This window comes from uncultured Halorubrum sp., from assembly GCF_937146585.1.
Lineage (GTDB): Archaea > Halobacteriota > Halobacteria > Halobacteriales > Haloferacaceae > Halorubrum > Halorubrum miltondacostae.
Genome location: NZ_CAKZRO010000113.1, coordinates 1 through 16,256 on the forward strand (window position 1 = coordinate 1; position 16,256 = coordinate 16,256).

At 63.7% G+C, this 16,256-nt stretch carries 19 protein-coding genes and 1 pseudogene; 5 read left to right on the forward strand and 15 right to left on the reverse strand.

All coding sequences use genetic code 11. The features are described 5' to 3' along the window. From Q0116_RS09325 to Q0116_RS09350, 6 genes and pseudogenes are all read right to left on the reverse strand, one after another. Positions 1 to 319, reverse strand: a pseudogene (locus tag Q0116_RS09325) (hypothetical protein); the annotation flags it as partial. A gap of 113 nt (positions 320 to 432) precedes the next feature. Next, complete coding sequence (locus tag Q0116_RS09330; protein WP_297887257.1) at positions 433 to 1,002, reverse strand: hypothetical protein; 570 nt, start codon at positions 1,000 to 1,002, stop codon at positions 433 to 435. Positions 1,003 to 1,042: 40 nt separating this feature from the next. Beyond that, positions 1,043 to 1,198 carry a hypothetical protein gene (locus tag Q0116_RS09335; RefSeq protein ID WP_297887260.1) on the reverse strand — a complete coding sequence of 52 codons (156 nt, stop codon included), beginning with the start codon at positions 1,196 to 1,198 and terminating at the stop codon, positions 1,043 to 1,045. A gap of 116 nt (positions 1,199 to 1,314) precedes the next feature. Further along, the gene (locus Q0116_RS09340; protein ID WP_297887262.1) at positions 1,315 to 2,289 is read right to left on the reverse strand and encodes a hypothetical protein; all 975 of its coding nucleotides are present in this window, start codon (positions 2,287 to 2,289) and stop codon (positions 1,315 to 1,317) included. Next, entirely contained in the window at positions 2,286 to 2,837 is a 552-nt protein-coding gene (locus Q0116_RS09345) for a hypothetical protein (RefSeq protein WP_297887265.1), read from the reverse strand. The genes Q0116_RS09340 and Q0116_RS09345 overlap by 4 nt, the downstream gene beginning before the upstream one ends. Before the next feature lie 39 nt (positions 2,838 to 2,876). Continuing rightward, positions 2,877 to 3,467, reverse strand: coding sequence for a hypothetical protein (locus Q0116_RS09350; RefSeq protein WP_297887267.1), 591 nt, complete (start codon positions 3,465 to 3,467; stop codon positions 2,877 to 2,879). 108 nt (positions 3,468 to 3,575) lie between these two features. On the opposite strand from Q0116_RS09350, the gene Q0116_RS09355 reads away from it, so the two are divergent. Beyond that, on the forward strand, positions 3,576 to 4,343 hold the full coding sequence (locus Q0116_RS09355) for a hypothetical protein (RefSeq protein ID WP_297887269.1): 768 nt from the start codon (positions 3,576 to 3,578) through the stop codon (positions 4,341 to 4,343). Here the strand turns inward: Q0116_RS09355 and Q0116_RS09360 are convergent. Continuing rightward, a complete protein-coding gene (locus Q0116_RS09360) occupies positions 4,340 to 5,227 on the reverse strand; it encodes a tyrosine-type recombinase/integrase (protein WP_297887270.1) in 888 nt (295 codons plus the stop codon). The genes Q0116_RS09355 and Q0116_RS09360 overlap by 4 nt on opposite strands. Positions 5,228 to 5,302: 75 nt before the next feature. Here Q0116_RS09360 and Q0116_RS09365 point away from each other — a divergent pair, with 75 nt between their 5' ends. The 3 genes from Q0116_RS09365 to Q0116_RS09375 all read left to right on the forward strand — a co-directional run bounded on the left by Q0116_RS09365 (position 5,303) and on the right by Q0116_RS09375 (position 6,693). Beyond that, complete coding sequence (locus tag Q0116_RS09365) at positions 5,303 to 5,608, forward strand: hypothetical protein (protein ID WP_297887272.1); 306 nt, start codon at positions 5,303 to 5,305, stop codon at positions 5,606 to 5,608. Continuing rightward, a complete protein-coding gene (locus tag Q0116_RS09370) occupies positions 5,601 to 5,978 on the forward strand; it encodes a hypothetical protein (RefSeq protein ID WP_297887274.1) in 378 nt (125 codons plus the stop codon). Before Q0116_RS09365 ends, Q0116_RS09370 begins: the two co-directional genes overlap by 8 nt. A gap of 184 nt (positions 5,979 to 6,162) precedes the next feature. Beyond that, positions 6,163 to 6,693 (forward strand): DNA N-6-adenine-methyltransferase, encoded by a 531-nt coding sequence (locus tag Q0116_RS09375; protein ID WP_297887276.1) that lies wholly within the window; start codon positions 6,163 to 6,165, stop codon positions 6,691 to 6,693. 263 nt (positions 6,694 to 6,956) lie between these two features. Here Q0116_RS09375 and Q0116_RS09380 read toward each other — a convergent pair whose 3' ends face one another. The 5 genes from Q0116_RS09380 to Q0116_RS09400 all read right to left on the reverse strand — a co-directional run bounded on the left by Q0116_RS09380 (position 6,957) and on the right by Q0116_RS09400 (position 12,388). Then, on the reverse strand, positions 6,957 to 8,699 hold the full coding sequence (locus Q0116_RS09380) for a UvrD-helicase domain-containing protein (RefSeq protein WP_297887279.1): 1,743 nt from the start codon (positions 8,697 to 8,699) through the stop codon (positions 6,957 to 6,959). 184 nt (positions 8,700 to 8,883) lie between these two features. Continuing rightward, entirely contained in the window at positions 8,884 to 10,812 is a 1,929-nt protein-coding gene (locus tag Q0116_RS09385) for a toprim domain-containing protein (RefSeq protein WP_297887281.1), read from the reverse strand. Positions 10,813 to 11,271: 459 nt separating this feature from the next. Then, positions 11,272 to 11,517, reverse strand: coding sequence for a C2H2-type zinc finger protein (locus tag Q0116_RS09390; protein ID WP_297887284.1), 246 nt, complete (start codon positions 11,515 to 11,517; stop codon positions 11,272 to 11,274). 4 nt (positions 11,518 to 11,521) lie between these two features. Beyond that, complete coding sequence (locus Q0116_RS09395) at positions 11,522 to 11,797, reverse strand: hypothetical protein (protein WP_297887288.1); 276 nt, start codon at positions 11,795 to 11,797, stop codon at positions 11,522 to 11,524. A gap of 6 nt (positions 11,798 to 11,803) precedes the next feature. Then, the gene (locus Q0116_RS09400) at positions 11,804 to 12,388 is read right to left on the reverse strand and encodes a hypothetical protein (RefSeq protein WP_297887291.1); all 585 of its coding nucleotides are present in this window, start codon (positions 12,386 to 12,388) and stop codon (positions 11,804 to 11,806) included. 59 nt (positions 12,389 to 12,447) lie between these two features. Between Q0116_RS09400 and Q0116_RS09405 the strand changes: the two genes are divergently transcribed. Then, positions 12,448 to 12,816 carry a hypothetical protein gene (locus Q0116_RS09405; protein ID WP_297887294.1) on the forward strand — a complete coding sequence of 123 codons (369 nt, stop codon included), beginning with the start codon at positions 12,448 to 12,450 and terminating at the stop codon, positions 12,814 to 12,816. Between the two features lie 23 nt (positions 12,817 to 12,839). On the opposite strand, the gene Q0116_RS09410 is transcribed toward Q0116_RS09405, so the two are convergent. The 3 genes from Q0116_RS09410 to Q0116_RS09420 are packed head-to-tail and all read right to left on the reverse strand — an operon-like array spanning position 12,840 to position 15,424. Next, positions 12,840 to 13,349, reverse strand: a complete 510-nt coding sequence (locus tag Q0116_RS09410) for a hypothetical protein (RefSeq protein ID WP_297887297.1) — start codon at positions 13,347 to 13,349, stop codon at positions 12,840 to 12,842. Between the two features lie 50 nt (positions 13,350 to 13,399). Continuing rightward, the gene (locus Q0116_RS09415; protein ID WP_297887300.1) at positions 13,400 to 13,927 is read right to left on the reverse strand and encodes a hypothetical protein; all 528 of its coding nucleotides are present in this window, start codon (positions 13,925 to 13,927) and stop codon (positions 13,400 to 13,402) included. A 24-nt stretch (positions 13,928 to 13,951) separates the two neighbouring features. Then, positions 13,952 to 15,424, reverse strand: coding sequence for a hypothetical protein (locus tag Q0116_RS09420; protein ID WP_297887302.1), 1,473 nt, complete (start codon positions 15,422 to 15,424; stop codon positions 13,952 to 13,954). Positions 15,425 to 16,256: the final 832 nt, after the last annotated feature.

Sequence of the window (16,256 nt, forward strand, 5' to 3'; positions counted from 1 at the left end):
CGCCCTGAGAACCGGCTGAAGCAACGTTATTGTAGAAGTCGTCATAATACGGACCGAGCAGATCAGGCGCACCCCCCACTCCCTTTCCAATCACATTTCCAGCGGGGTCTCCATCCTCCCCCGGTCCAGCACCAGTAATTCTTCCGTCCCCTCCGTCTCCACCGCCACCGCCCGAAGTAAACAGCGCGTCCCCGTTACTTAGACCTCCAGTAAGCGTTCCGTCGATGGTGATACTCTCAGACGCCTGTATGATAGTCACGGCAGAATTGGCTTGTAGCGTGCCTCCAGACTCGACTGTGACGGTTGTGTATCTATTCACACCTCCTACGCTTGTGTTTCCGGTGACGACCAACTCCCCCTGACTTCCGTCCCCCGCAAGCGGGAGGGGAAGTCCAGAACTTCCCGAGTCTGCGCTAACCCCAAGCCGCCGCATTACGCCACCTCCACGGTCGGCTCGTACTGCCCCGGGGCGTCGAACGCGAACGTAAACTCGACCGTCGCGGAGCCGTTGGCCGGCAGCGTGATCGACTCGTCGGCGGTCGCGTCACCCGCCGAGGCCGTCACCGTCACGTCCCCGGTCGCGTTGTTCGCGTTGGTGATCGTCGCGGTCACAGACACGCTTTCCCCCGGATTGACGCTCCCCGAGGGGGTGGAACAGGAGCTAACCGACACGTTTGACATCTCGAACGGCGCTGGCACCGTCGCGGTCAGCGACTCGGACGAGCCGGCACCGGAGACGCTGACGGTGATCTCGTCGCCCGGGCCGGCGGGGACTGTCGTGCGGTCCTGCGCGAACGCTGTCGGTGGGGTGAAGGGTGTCGGAGTCGCCACCCGGCGGCCGTTCACGAACACGGTCCACGACAGCTCCACATCGTCCTTCTGAAAGTCGAGTTTCTGGTGGCCGAGCGACACCTCCACGCCGCCGGACACCACCGCCAGTTCGTCTATCCGCAGTTCGATCTCCGTCCCGCCGAACACGGCAGTCGTCTCTGTAAGAGCCATACACCCCGTTTTCAGGCGTGCGGGGTTAAATCCTCACCCGCTACTGCGTGTAGAACGTCACTTCGACCTCCTGCGTGTCGTTGCTGTTGTCCGCGATCCCGACGCGCCCGACCGCGTTCTCGATGATGGTGACTACGAAGTCGTCCTGCCCGACCTTCGGCCACCCTGTCCCCCCGAACGTCGGGATCGCGGTCACTTGCCAACTGACGGTCCCCTCCGGTTTCGAGTAGAACCCCGTAAAATCCGGCTGGATCGTCTGCGTTTGGACGACGGGCGTGAGGCCGCCGCCGGTGCCTAACCGTCTCAACCGAGTCACCCACCACTCTCGATCGCCACGTCAGCAGTCGCTACTGATCCGGCCGGCGACGTGAGAACGACCCGGACGAACCGCGATCCCGTCTCGAAGTCGTCGCGCAGCGTCGTGATCCCGGTTAGGTCCGAGTCGGTCGAGCCGTCCCGGGAAGAAGCGTTCTCGAAGTATTTGACTCCGTTTGGGGAGGTGTCGAATCGCACGTCGATCGCCGCCTCCGCGTCGATGGAGACGGTCACGATGGAGTCCGAGCGCGTGTCGAGAGACGCCAGCGTGTCGCCCGCCGAGGCGTTTGTCCCCACGTCCACGTCGTTCTCGAACGTGGTAGAAGCAGAGGCCAGCGCGTCGAAAGCGGCCTCAAAGGTGTCACCGAGGGCGGTGAAGTCCTCCGACGACGCGGGATCTTGAAGCGTCCCGTCAGCGCCCCGAACCTGTACGGCGTCGGTCGAGCCGGACTGGACGTTGAACGAGCCGTTGATCAGGTTCTCACCCACGTCCAGACCGGCGTGAGAGATGATGATCCGGCCGTTGTCGGAGAAGATACCGTTGCCGATCCGGGTCTGCTCGACTGACTCCTGTGCGTCAGGGGTCCGGCGGAGCAGCACGTCGGACTGGTCAGGGTCGGTCACGTCGGCGCCCTTCGCAAGGTCCTCGATAGTGACCGTGAACGGCCGGCTCGCGTCGGTCGGGGTCTCCTCCGGGTCAGAGTCAAACTCCGGCTCACCGCTGTCTCCGAGCGAGACGATCCCGGCGTTCACGAGGCTGGCCCCGCCCACATCATCGAGCGGGATGATCAGGTCTCCGTCTCCGACCAGATCGTGCTGGAAGATGTCGAAGTCACCGCTCTCTGACGTGACGCCCCCGCGGAACACAGCCTTGGCGCCGTCTTGGAGTAGGAGGTTCCCCTCCCCACCAGCGAAGGCGACAGCGCCGTCTGGTCGGCCAGCTATGATGTCTTCAGGCGGGCGAAGCGTCATGCCGTCACCTCCTCAATCTGGACAGTCGCGGTCACGAAGTGGTCGTTGCTGGGATCGGTGTTGGCGAACGAGTACACAACCTCGTCGCCGTCGCTGACTTCGGTGTTCGGGGTGTTGATAATCGGCTCGTCTCCGAGGGGCACGTAGCGAGCCTCTTCAGGGTCGTCGCGGGGCATGACGCGGACGCCCGAGGCGTAGGAGAACTGCGCGCCCACGGACTGCTGTGCGGCGCCCGTGGAGACGACTCGAAGCTGGCGGACTACACCGTCGAAGTCTATCTCCCTCGTGACCGTTATGGGGTCGTTCTCTGTGGTGTCAGCGGGCACAAGCGCGCTCATGTTGAACAGGTAGGTCGATGGCTTCGGCCCGGGGTCAAAGTCTTCGTCAGCAAGCGCCTGCGCCACCGCGTTGCTGGCCTCGGTCTGCTGCCGTAGCTGCCGCAGTAGCTCCTCCTGCTGGTTGCTGATCTGCTCCGCCCAGTTGTCGAGGCGGCGAAGCGACTCAAGCACTCCTGTTGGGTCGTCAGGGAACGGGTCGTCTTCGTCCATACCGAGAGGTATGGAAAGCCGGGGGTAAAACAGTAAGCCTTAGAACTGGACCGACTTGCGCGGGATCACGACAGGCTGCCCGGCCCCGTTGAAGTTGTCGAGGCTGGCCGCGACCTGCTCCAGTCTGAAGGCGTACCCGGTGAACGTGAGTGGGATGTCCACAGCACCGCCCGTGTTGTTCTTCACCGTGAAGTACGGCGGGTTGTCCTCCCACACGAACAGTTCGGTGAACTGACTGAGGTGCTGGTCTACGACCGAGCCACCCGCGGTGTCGTCGGTGTAGACGGCGCCCGTCTCGTTCGTGAGGACACCGCGGACGTTCTCAGTCTGGTAGAGAGGCGCCTGCTTGCCGTCGTGGTCGATCTCGATCTCCACGTCGTCGGGAAGCTGCTCGGGCAGCTTCAGCAGGCGGTACTGGGCGAGAAAATACTCGTCCATCTCGATGTCAGTCAGTTCGCGCTTCTCGATCCCGCCGTCAGACGGGGTGAAGTTCTCCTCAAGCTGGATCTCGGGGAGGACGTTGTACGCGCGGACGGCGTAGATAGCGCCGTCGCTGACATCATCAAACTGTACGAAGCCGCCGGGGCGGGCGATTGGCTCGAACCCACCGTTGAACGCTCCTTGTGGCATGGTACCAGCCGATTTCACTCTCGGCTGACTCGAAGTACCCCGGCCGCATACTAAAAGGTTCTCCGGTGTAGAACATGGTGTATGGTTGAACCTGACCGCGGTGCCATCATGCTCGCAGACTACATGATGGGCCGCGACGACATCATGCGGGCGATCCTCTCCGAGACCATCGAGTCGTCCCGGGATGGCGCCCCGAGCGAGTCCGGGAGAACGTACTGCGAAGCGTGGGGGTCCGTCCTGCCGCCCGCCGATAGCGGCCCCTCCTCGATCCAGCTTCAGACCTGCCTGTCGGGAGCGGTCGGGGTGTGGCACACACACCCCGGCAACCGAGGGCTTACAGACCCCATCAACAGCCTCCCAGACATGGCTAACGTCGTCTTTGGCTCGGTGGACGTTAGTATCGTGCCGGGCACGGAGAACGCCGACATCGTGGTCGGGCCGGAGGACCCGTCCGCCGCCCGAGAGGCGTTCCGGCAGGCTGTCGGCGCTGACCTGCGGAGCGCCAAGGACGTTCGGGACGCGATAACGGCCCGCCGCTTCGACCAAGTTACGTCCCGCGAGCGAGCGAGGGAGGCGCTGTCTGGGCTGATCGTCCAAGGCAAGACCGGCTACTCCGACATCGGGCCGGCACAGGAGCCGATGGTTGCGAACCAGCACGCCGCTGGTGATCAGGCTGTGTGCGCCTGCTCAACCAAGCCGAAGGCCACCACGCCCACGTACCCGTCTGAGTGCTTGGAGGAGGCAGACAAGGAGTTTGAGGCGGCCGCCTCGAACGTCTCGGAGCGGATCGACAACCTCAACATCGGCAGTATCGCCATCTCGGCCGCGGTCGGTAACGTCGTCGGTGAGGTAGTGAACCGCGTGCTGTTCGACTAACGACTCCCCCCTTCTCCCGACGCCCACGAGGGCACGTCAGCGTCCACGTAGCGGGCGTACTTCGCGGTAGTAGACGGGTTCTGGTGGCGCGCTCTCCGATACACGTCTCCGAACGAGGAGCCGGCCTGTAGCATATGGAGAATCGGGGTGTGGCGGCCCCACGAGTGGCTGCCTGCCTCGTGGTGGTACAGGCGGAAGTGGTCTGACCACGCCTGCTTTGTCCAGTCTCCACCGTAGGTGTTCGTGAACAGCCGGTCCGTGTCGGCCTCTCTGCCGTCGAGGTAGTCGCGGAGGATGTCTACGGTCTCGTCGCCAAGCGTTAGGGTCGAATCTCGGGACTTCTTCGTGGCCGTGACGGCTAACTCCCCGGCGTCGAGGTTTAGGTCGCTCACGGACAGTATCGCTAACTCCGACGCCCGGAGTATGGCGTCATAGGAGACTGCGAGGGCAGCACGGCAGCCGTAGCAGCTACACGCCTCTGGAGCCTCCTCGATGGTCTCCCAGATCACGTCGCGCGTAAGGTACGTCGGGTCGAACGGCTCCGGCTCGCCACGAACGATGTCGTCCGGCTGCTCGGGGACGTTTATCCCGTACTGCCGCCGCGCCCACATGACGAGAGCAGACGCGGCCTGCGTCCGGGACGAGTGCGAGTAGGAGTCGGGCGCGGGGCGCCCAGTCGCGTTGGTCCACGGGTAGTCCGTCCGCCGCTCGTTGTCGAGAAACGAGTCGAAGTCCTCCAGTATCGGGAGCGTTGGGTCGGCGTCGGTCCACGTCTCGAACCGCCTGATCCACAACCAGTAGGCGTCAAACGTGTCCTCGGAGATGGAGCGCCCAACGACCCGCTCCTTAAACTCGAACTTCTCTTCCTCTGAGATCGCGCTCATGTCTCCACCAAGCGGGTCAGGTGTGGTAAACCTTCGCCATTATTATTGTTCCTGAGCGTGAAGGGGGTAATGCGTATGGCAAACGAGGCAAGCACACGCGAGGATCCGGACCTCGCACCGATGGAGAAAGAAGTCACGATCCGGGGGTCGAAAGACCAGAACCACCTGAGAGTCCACTCGGACCTGCCGGTAATCAACGACTACCTGCTGGAGCATCCCTCCGCAGAGATCATCGACCGGCGGACGAAGGACGGCGACATAGTTAGCGTGCTGGCCGAGATTCCCATCGGCCTGCTCACGCTGTCGAACAAGCCGCGGAAGTCGGACTACTACAGCGGCGTCGTTACGAACAGCGAACTGGTGGCGAGAACCGATGAGTAGCACACCCAAGGACTACCCCGACATCGAGCGAGTGAAAGAACAGGACGTGAGAGACCTGACCAAGGCCGAGTGCCTGCTGGAGATCCACCGGATCCTCGGCTACAACCGCCGCGGCGCTACCCAGCTTGGGAAGCCCGTTCTTAACAGCGCCGTGTGGCACCTGACCGGCACCCAGCCGGTGAAGCCCGAGCGGTTCCACACCGACCAGACGGTGCCCTACCGGCCGCTTAGGCGGCAGGTGGCTGACGCGAGCGGGTTCGTCTACGAGGCGCCAAACATGGCGACGGGCTCCGAGTCCAGCCCGTTCCGGCGCAACCAACTGCGCGCGCTCCTCCGCGCCCTTCGGAACACGAGCGACAAGCGCGTATGACTGCGCCACGCCCCTACTCCGAGAAGCCCCGCTGGGACGAGATCGGCGCGATCACCGTGATAGCCGGAGCCATTGTCACCGCTGTCGGGGTCGCAGCAGGCTGGCCCGAAGCCGGCCTCTCTGGTGTCCTGACGGTCGTTGCCGGACTGGTGATTCGCCTGCTCGCAGATATGGTGTGGGAGCCATGAGCGACGAGAAACAGCAGCAGGCAAAGTCCAAGAAGGACGATTGGCAGACGCCTGAGTGGCTATGGAAGACGATCGACCGGAACGACGAGATCGACCTCGATCCGTGTCCCGGCGTGGACACCGAGATCGGGAACCACAACATCGACCCGCGCCACCACGACGGTCTCGACTACCCGTGGGAAGGCACCGTGTTCGTGAACCCGCCGTACTCGGAGAAGGCTGACTGGTTAGAGAAGGTGGTCGAGGAGACCAAGCGGAACACGGTGGACACGATCTACGTGATCACCCCCGACTCGACCGACGTTGGCTCGTGGTGGCACAAGTGGATCGCGCCCCACGCCAGCCACACCATCTTCTTCGAGCATAGAGTGAAGTTCGTGAAGCCGGAGACCGGCGAACAGGCCGGCAACCCGCCCGGCGGCACCGCCCTCCACATCTTCGGTAAGGTGCCGCACCGAGTCATAGAAGCGTTCCAGAACGGCGAACGCGGCGTTGATGTTGTGACTCGGGCGTCGAGGTTCGACTGAGGGAGAAAAGCCCTCAGTCGGCACAGACCACCAGTCGGACTGCTTCTCCCCTACCCGAAGAGACGCAGCGTATGAGTCGAGCAGCAGGGGGTGGTACTGTTCGCCCCACCCAAGGCGAGACAGCGGAACTCGGGAGCCGGCGAAGCTCACGGTCGGTGACGCGGTTGGTCGTTGGCACGAGGCACGCCCATCATCGGAAGGGTCACGTAGCCTCCCTCGGGCACCTCAACGTGAGGAACGCCGGAAGAAAAAGGTGACGGCCGTTACGCAGTCGAGGGCAGGTACTTGTCCGTGTAGTCGAACTGGTCGCGGAACACGAGCAGGTTCTCAGCCGCCCGCGTACATCCCACGTACCAGACGCGGCTCTCGGCGCGCTGCTCCCTCGGATCGCTGCGGATGTTCCGCTGGACAGCGCCCGGGATCCCGTCGTACAGCGCCACCGTGTCGGCCTCCTTCCCCTTGCTGGCGTGGATCGTCAGCACGTCCGGGACAGGGGCCGACTCGATAACCGGGAACGGGCGCTCGTACCGCTCCAACGCCGCTCTCAGCGTGTCCTTCGCGTCGTAGGCGAGCAGATGGCCCACCGAGTCCGGCCCCTGCGTCATGTCGTCCCAGAACGACGGCTCCACCCGCGGCATTAGGTCTGTGCCCTTCACCTCACCGCTACCCTTGGCGAACGAGCGGACGGACTTCTTGGTCTCGTTGAAGTAGCCGGCGGGCGTGTACCGGACGAGACGCTTCGCCTCACCGGACTCCAGCGTCACGTTCTCGGGGAGACGGACCGAGGAGTCCACATCCTCCTGCTTGTACCGGGCCATGCCGGTCTGCCCAGTCTGCGGGTTCACGTTCTCCACCGGCCGGGCGTTCCGGATCTTCTGGAGCGCGTTGAACAGGTCCAGTAGCGTCTGCGAGGTGTTCCAGCCGCCGATACCCTCCTGCGAGCGGAAGACTACGCCCCGCTGCTTCAGGTCGGCCGCTATGTCGTAGAGTTGGCTCTGGGTCCGGGCGAGATACATCGTAGACTCCTCGCCGTAAGCATCTATCACACCATGAGGGTCGCCCTTCACGGCCTGTACCTCACCCCCCTCAGCGTCCGGCTCGATCTCCGGCGGATCGTGGTTGATCACCCCGCGTGCGTAGCTCCAGACGTTCGAGGGGACGCGGTAGGTGCGGTCGAGCAGCACCTCGGGCAGGTCCAAGTCGGTGAAGAACGACGGGTCGGCGCCCTTGTAGGAGTAGATAGCCTGTAGCGGGTCGCCGCCGACGATCACGGTGTCGAACCCGTCGAACCAGCCCTCGCAGATGGACGCCATGATCGGCGTCATGTCGTGGTACTCGTCCACGACCAGAACGTCCCCGGACGGTCGCAAGCCGCCCTCGTCCACCTCGCGGAGCATCCCAGCGAAGTCCCGGAGCGGCTTGCCATCCTCGTTGCCCTCGGCCTTGTACCGAGACCACGCCTGCGAAAACTCCTCGAACGACGGCGGGGAGATGGCTTGGTCCTTGATCTCCGCGTAGTTGGGGGCGCGGATGAACGAGTGCTGCTTGTTCTCCACGCACCAGTCGTAGGCGTCGAACAGCATGGTCCCGATCGGGTCTCGTTGAGAGGGCGCGTCGTCCCACTCAGACCCGTGACCGTCGTACTTCGCGGTGTACTCTTCGAGCATAAACTCGCGGCGGTGCTTCTTCTCGACCACCGCTGCGTCCGAGGTGATCCGGTTACAGACAGCGTGGAGCGTCCCGAAGTGGCGCGTGTCGTTCTCCCACGGCTTCTGGTACTCCTGCTCCGAGATGTACCCGCGCTCGTGGAGACGGCGCAGAAACTCTTTCGCCATCTCCTTCCGGTAGGTCACGAACACCACGTCGTTCGGCTCGTAGCCGTCTTCCAGCAGGCGCGTGACGCGCTCCAGTAGTTGCGTGGTCTTCCCTGTGCCCGGAGGCCCGTTGAGCTTCACCGAAGCTCTCGGGGGGTACTGTTCGCCTTTGAGGCCGAACTGCTGGGTCATTTATCCACCACCACCATCTCAACCCCGTCGTACAAGTCCAGTTCGCCCTCGGGGGTGATAGAGCCAACATCTACAAGGCCACCACCACCTGTCTCAGGGCAGCTATGTTCGGTGGCAAGGAACCCCCGATCGAGCGTGGGCTTCAACTCCGCCCCACAGAGCCGACAGTAGAAGCGGGGGTGCTTCAAAGCGTCTTCACCCCCTCGTCTTCATCTTCTCCATCAGGATCTTCTGGAGCGGCCTTTGGCTCAGGCACGAGGTAGCCTTCGTCCTCGATCGCCTCCAAGTCAAAGGGCCACCACATCATCCGCACGCCGTCGAGGCGCAGCCGGCGGGTCTCGCCGGCCATGAACGGCTCCACGTACTCCGACACCTGCCTGAGACTGTACTCCTTGTCTTCTATCCAACTCTCCACCGTCTGCGAGGGGACGAGGACTTCGCCCGCGGCTTTGTCCACTACGACGCCATCTACCCCGGTAGAGGCCAAGTCGTCCAGCGTTGGAACGGCTGTCGCTGACTGGATACTGCTGAGTACCTTGTCCCGGCACAGCCCCTCTTGAGACAGCGGGTCCACATCCGCCTTTCGCACCTCGCGCAGCCACTCGTTCGCCTTCTCCCGAAACTCGGAGTCATCAAAGTCCGGGATGAAGTTGAACACCGCAGCGTACTTGTTCGCAAACTCTTGGGCGATCCCGTAGCCGTACACCCTGTCCATCTCAATCTCTGAGCCGTCAGGGTAAACGAACGTCCACGTCGTGTCGGCGCCCTTGGTCTTTTTCACCTGAATCGGCTCCCGCCACCCGCGCTGTTCCTCGTACTCCCGCTCCTTCTCCATCATCTTGCGGAGAACCGTCTTCCGCAGCGGAGTGACATCGGAGAGAGCATCGACCAGCCGCTCGGCGCGCGGAGTCTCGGGCGCGGTAGTAGAGAGGATACGCTCGACCATAGCATCCGAATCGCCGCGGGCCTCTATGATGGCCTTCGCTGCTGGCTTCACCTCCAAGTCGCTAAAGTCGTTGCCCTCGTAGAAGTAGTCGTTAGGGTCTGTCCCCTCTGGTAAGTTCACCATCGAGGTTTGGACCCCAGCCGACATCAACTCCAGCGCAAGGTCGATGGCGTCCTTCTGCCCACCGTCGTCTGGGTCGAAGCAGACCACAGCACTCCCGGCGTCCTGAGCCTGTCCGATGATCTGGTTCGTTTGGAAGGTGGACGGGTTGGTCGCAACGGCAGTAATGGCCTTCACTCCGCCGTTCTCTCCCAGAGCCATAGCGTCCTGTATCCCCTCAACGATCCAGACAGGCTCTCCAGACCGAGCGTCGTCCCCGCTGTAGACGTGGATCGGCTGCTCAAGGACGCAGGTGTCGTTCATCGGCTTCTTGTACTTAGCGTCACTCTCCGTGTCCTCTGTCGCTCTGCCGGTCCAGTAGCGGGCCTGTCCACGGTCGTCCAAGTACGGGTAGATGATCCGGTTGCGGACGTGGAGCGAGTTGTTATCGCGGTGAAGGCCGATGTCCTGAAGCGCCTGCTGTGACAACTCCTCCAGCAGGTCCGCGTGAACCTGTGGGTTTAGGTAGCCTATACGGGCTTCATCGATCATCTCGTCGTCAAACGGCCGCTTGTCCTTGATAACCCCACGAACGTTCTGGTCCCCGATCATGGCGTCGAGGTTGTCGTGGAGGATGTCTACCGCCTTGTCGAGGGCGTACCGGGCCTTCTCCTCGTCTGAGATAGAGGAGTCGTCGCGCGCCTCCTCGTAGCTGTCGGGCGCGCTGTTGCTCAACTCAACCCCAGCGCGGTCAGCGCCCTCCTTCAGCGCCTCCACAAACTCGTCGTCGGTCAGGGGCAGGTCTCCGCACGAGCAGATACCCTCCTCGACAGCTATCCACTCGAAGATACCGCCTCCTGTGCTGTGAGAGTAGCAGTACCAGCCGCCGTCGTCCGTGACGATCAGGTTCGGCGTGCCGCCTCCAGAAGAGGTGTGTCCATGCTCCGGGTGCGTACACCGGCCCACACGGTCGCCACCGTCTTGCTCTGTCCAGTCAGTCGCGGACCGCTTGATTTCGCGTGCTACACTTAGTGACCGCCGTATCGCTTCGATCTCGTCTTCGCTCATAGTTGGCGACAGAAGGCTCTACGCAAGGATTAAGGACCATGCCCCCCAAAACCGAGTTGAGTGAGTGAGGGTGGGGTCCTTCTCCCCGCCTGCCTCTGTCTACCCAGCCGTTAGTCTGTCCAGCACTTAATGCTGGCGGGTTTCGCGCTATAGTCGGACACGGTGGACAGAGGGTGATTGACCGTTTAGAGCCTCCTCCACTTGGGAAACAGCAGTCTCAGCCTCGCACTCGGCCTTCTCGCGCTCGGAAGGTGGACAGGGCTAATCGGACCGCTCACCGTACTCACGCGCCCGCGTGTAGAGGGGAACACCCTCGGTGTCCACCATGTTCCACCCACACCCCTCCGCGCGTTTCGGGAGATTGATCGACCTTTCGCTCTACGCGCGTGCCCGCGTTGTAGCCGAGCAGGATGGACAGACACCTCTACCGAGGATGGAAAGCGGACCGCGAGAAGCAGCCTACTCGCCCGAGTGGGAGCCGCTGTGGCCGGCTTTCGCCTGTTGCGAGGCGAACAGCGCGCCACAGTCGTCGCACTCGTGGACTTCGCCCGACACCACCGCGTAGGTGGACGGCGGGTTCTCGAACTGCTCCGCGGTGATCAGCGCGCCGTCACGCTGGAGGCGCGCGGTGTGGTCCGAGTCGGGTCGCTGGACAGGGGCGCGGGAGTCCGCGGTGTCGTCCAGCGGCACTCGGATGGTGAACATGGCGTTACTCCACGAGCGCGAACACGGTCACGTCGGTCGCTCCGCCCGTGCCCTGATTGACGGTGACATCCGCGGCGTCGGTACCGGACGAGACGCCGACCGAGCCACCGCCACCGGGGATGTTTGCCCACGCGACGACGTTGCCGCCGTCGTCGGTGGCGACCGGGCCGTCCATCGTCACTTCGTCCCCGTCCGCGACGTTCGCGGTGACAACGGAGAGACTGTAGGCGCCCGTGTCGCTCGTCTTGGCTGGCGAGGGAAATGCGCTGAAGATGCTCATGGGTTGTTACTTCTGGGAGAGGACGCGGCTGGTCGGCTCCAGCGACTCGGCCTCGGCTTCTGCGACGACGCCGTGGTAGATCACCTGATCGTCGCCCGCCTCGGTGGCGTACTGCTTGATGAAGCCGGACTGGGTGGCGTTGAAGACGATGGGGTCCGAGAACAGCACGGTGTCCTCGGGGTCGGTGAACAGGCCCTCGACGTTGGCCTGCTCGAACCGACCGCCCGTGGTCGTCTCGAAGAGGATCTGGGTGGTCTTGGGGTCGGCCGAGCGGTTCGTGACCGCGAAGATGGCGATCATCTTCTGGTCGGCCTTGGCGTCCGAGTCCACCTCGTAGACCTCGTTGTCGCTGTCGGCGCCGAGGCCGGTCTGGACGAACTCCCGCGTGTCACCGCTCCAGCCGTTGTCGCCGCCGGTTTCGAGGTCCAGCGACGGGAGAAGCTGGCGGACGGTGACGCCGGCAGCGGTGTCGGCGTCGATGCCGGTGGAGGCGACTGCCTCCTGTTCGAGGGTGCGGCGCGCGTTGACTTCAGCGGACTGAATGTCCGCAGTCGTAGCCGCGGCGAAGACGCCGCGATCGTTCTGAGGCATAGCGACTGAGTGTACCTGCTGTCCGAGGTTATATACTTGCTGAGGAACCACACATGGGTATGGATTTCAGCGATCTACCGGGAAGGGGGCCTGAGAACATTGTTATCGAGTGTTCGCCCGAGACGAAGATGGTGTGGCAGGCGCTCTTGCCGGGGTACGACTGTAAGGCGGGCCTACTCGGCGCTCTCCTGACCGCGTATGAGACCACGCCCCGGGACATCCGGTCTACGTCCCCGCCGACTCCATCCTCGCGCAAGCGTGCTGGGAAGCCCCGGAAGCGAATACGGATCAAGCTGACGGCTGACTTGAAGCAGCGGTGGCTCTCGATGGGCGAGGGGTACGACAACTACGAGGACCAGCTACGGGCGCTCATGTCGGCGTACTCGAACACGGTGTCGAGGTGCGCCGCTGTGCGGGTTGAGCTATAACAGAAGGGGTTTTCTCCCTACCTTCAGCCCATGAGGGACTGAAGCGGGGAGTCGTTGTTCTGCGACGACGGCGGGGCCGGCGCGTTGGCCTGCGTGGAGCCGTTTGAGGAGCTACCCGCAGACACTACACGAGCGTTTCCCGACCGGCTCCGGGTGGCGCTCTGCGCGCGGCGCGTGGCGGTGGCGCCCACGTCGGTAGACAGGATCGCGTTGATCCAGTTCCCGCCACCGAGGACGAGCCCACCGAAGCCGGCGAGTGCGAGCAGGAGGCCCGGCGTACCGCCGACCTGAATCCCGAGGAACCCGAGAAGTGCGCCCGCAGCCATCTTCACGGTCCCGGTGAGGATCCGATCGACGGCGCTCCCGCCGGTCGAGTTGAACCCGAGAGCCGGGACGAGTCGCCCGGCGAGTTGCGTTGCGAGGACGCCGCCGACTGCGGCGGTAGTTCCGATCACGACTGCTCCGGTGATGTCACGGTTCTCCACGATGTTGGTGAACGAGTCCGAAAGGGACTCAACCTGTGGCGTAACCATACACGCCTGCTTTGGGGCCGCAGTAAATATAGGTTGGGGCCGGACAGTCGCTACTTCTCGACGCCTAACTCGTCCAGAACGTCGTCCGGGTCCCGGTCGGGGTACAGTTGGTCGGCCACTCCGCGGACTTGATCGCGGTGGTACATTTCGGGGATGGAGTTGACGCCCACCCACTTGAGCCACGTCGCTGCGTAGTTCTTCTGCTGGTCCACTACCTCTTTAGGGACCTGCTCGTGGTCGAAGATCAGGAGCAGCGCCTCGACGGTCCACGGGTCTCGGAGCCGGCCCTTCAGCTTCTTCGCGCCGGAGACCGGCTTTTCCCGCATTTCTGCGAAGACGGCCATGAGATCGGCAGCCGCCTCGTTGAACCGCTCGGTCTGCTCGTCTTCGGTGAGCGATTCGTAGTGCGCGCGCACCTGAGCGGTGTCCGCGTCGTCCTCTCGCGCGCGCTTTCGGACCTGTTCGAGGTGTGGGACGACTTCTTTGTCTACGCCATTCTTAAGCGCGGACTCGATGGCGTCCTGATCCAGCGCCTCCAGCACCGAGTTAGCCATGTCGCCGTCCATGTTCTTCAGCATGGTGGCGAGGGTTCCTCCAGCCATTTATTCCTCTACCTCCTCGTCGTCCTCGTCCGGGGTATCTGTTTCGGCCAACTCCGCCTCGCCCTGCTCTCTGAGCGGGGAGGACTCCTCGGTGGACTCGGACGGGTTGGACATGGCTGGCTGCTCGGCCTGTTGCTGTTCCTCCTGTACGACTTCGACGCCCCGTGACTGCCCTTGCTGAGGCTGGGCCTGCTGGGCCTGACGGGGCTGCTGGGGCTGGCGGGCCTGCTGAGGCTGCTGCTGGGCCTGCTGGGCGGCCGAGTTGATACCGCTCGTCAGGTTGGAGAACGCCTCGATCGCCTTCTCGGTCGCCGCGGGAGAGACGGCCTCGGCCAGCGCGCGCTTGAACTTGGCCTCGTCCTTCACCTCCTCGGTCTCCGCTTTCGCCTTGATAACCTCCGGGTCCATCTGGGACTCGATCACCGTGGACAGTACGTCGGGGTCCTCGATCTGCTGCGCGAGGGCCGCGATCGCTCCGATGGTCCCGGACTCCTGCCCGCCTGTCTGGGCTGGGGTAGGCGACGGGGTGCTTCCCCCTTCCATCTCGGAGACTTTTGCCTCCAGCCGGGCGAGCTTCGAGTCCACCTGCTCGTTGACCTGCTGGATCGCCTGCGTCAGTTCCTCGTTCTGGTCCCCGCTGTCGCCCATCTGGTCGAGGGTCTGCTGGATCTCCGCGATCTCCTGAATCTGCTCGGACAGCGAGTCGGACTCGGACGGTGTGGACGGTTGCTGGGGCTGCTGGCCCTCTATCTGCTGCTCCAACATCTCCAGAATCTTCTGCTGGAACTGGTTGAGTCCCTGCTCACCGCCCTGCCCGCCGCGGGGCTGGCTCGGCTCGTTCCCGCGCGGGGGCTGCGGGCGCCCGCCCATCTCTTCCGGGGTCGGCCGCTGGGACATCCCGGCGGGGTTCTGCTGCCCGGGCTGTCCGTACCCCTGACCGTGGGGGTTCTGCTGGGGAGCCTGCGATCGATCCCGTCCTTGGGCCTGCTGACCCCCGGGTGAAGGCGCTTGGATCTGGTCTCCTCGCGCGCCGGGCTGCTCGTCTGCCGGTCCCTCGATGCTCGGGCCGGCCTGATCGTACTGAGACACGTTCCCGCTCGTGTCGGCCTCGCGGAGGTAGCGTGGGTTCCCGGTCGTCTTCGTCAGGAGCAGCGCCCACTCCTCGCGCTTCACGAGGTCTTCGTTCTTCTGGAGCTTGCGGTTGATCTCCATCCGGTAGTTCTTCACCGCCCGGCCGATGGTCATGCGCTTGTTCGTGATCTTCAGGTCGTTGAGCCGCCCGGACACGTCGTCGGGCGAGAACACGGTGTACTGATCCTCGAACTGCCGCAGGTACTCGATGTGCTTGTCCTTGATGTCGGGGTCGGTGGCGAGTACGTCCCACAGGATCTCGTTGGGACTCGGCGGCTCGTCTTCGAGGATGTCTGCGAACTGCTCCTCGACGGGCACGGACTCCTCTACCTCCTCGACCATCGTGCCGCCGTCTGTGGGTTCCGGCTCCGGCTCGGGTTCCGGTTCGGGTTCGCTGTCAGCCCCCTCCTGCTCCAGTTGGCGCCGGTTGATCCACTTGTTTACCGTCGTCCGCGAGTAGTCTATATCGTCGTGTTCGGCAACCTCACGGACTGTACGGTCGTCCTCGTACAACTCGACCATCCGGTCTACCTCCTCTTCGGTGGGTGGGTCGTTATCGACCATGCGACTACGTGTCCGCCCTACCGGATGATAAAACCTGCCTCCGGCTGCGGACATGGCGCTGACACGGTGCTGACGGGCCGGGTATAGAGGCTCCACGGGTACCCTATCGCCCCGCCGTATGGGACTCTCATAGATGGTGGTGGTCACTCTGACACAGCGCGGTCGGTCGCGTGCCCCCCCTACCGGACTGCGCCGGGACGGGATCTATTTTTTCGCTTTTCGCTCATGCGCGCGGGCGCGAGTGGCCGGCGCGACCGGACCGATCGGGCGCGACTGGCGCGCGTATGTCGGCCGGATCGTGAGACGCCCGAGAGACGCCGAGAGACGCCGCGCATAGGACTCTTAGCGGCCGGTACGACGCGAGTATCTCGGCCGCTCTTAGCGGCCGCTCTCGGCCGCTCTCGGCCGCTCTCATGGATCGGCCGCTCTCGACCGGCCGGCGCACGGGTTAGAACCAAGCTTCTAACTCCGAACATACCAATACATATCTACGGCCGCAAAACGCTTTAGAGCCGTTCTAAAGCGAGCAAAAGCTCTAATCTCTACTTCGCAAGTCTTAAGTATATCAAGGCGCAACACGTAAATGCGAAGGTCGGGCGCGAAAGCGCGC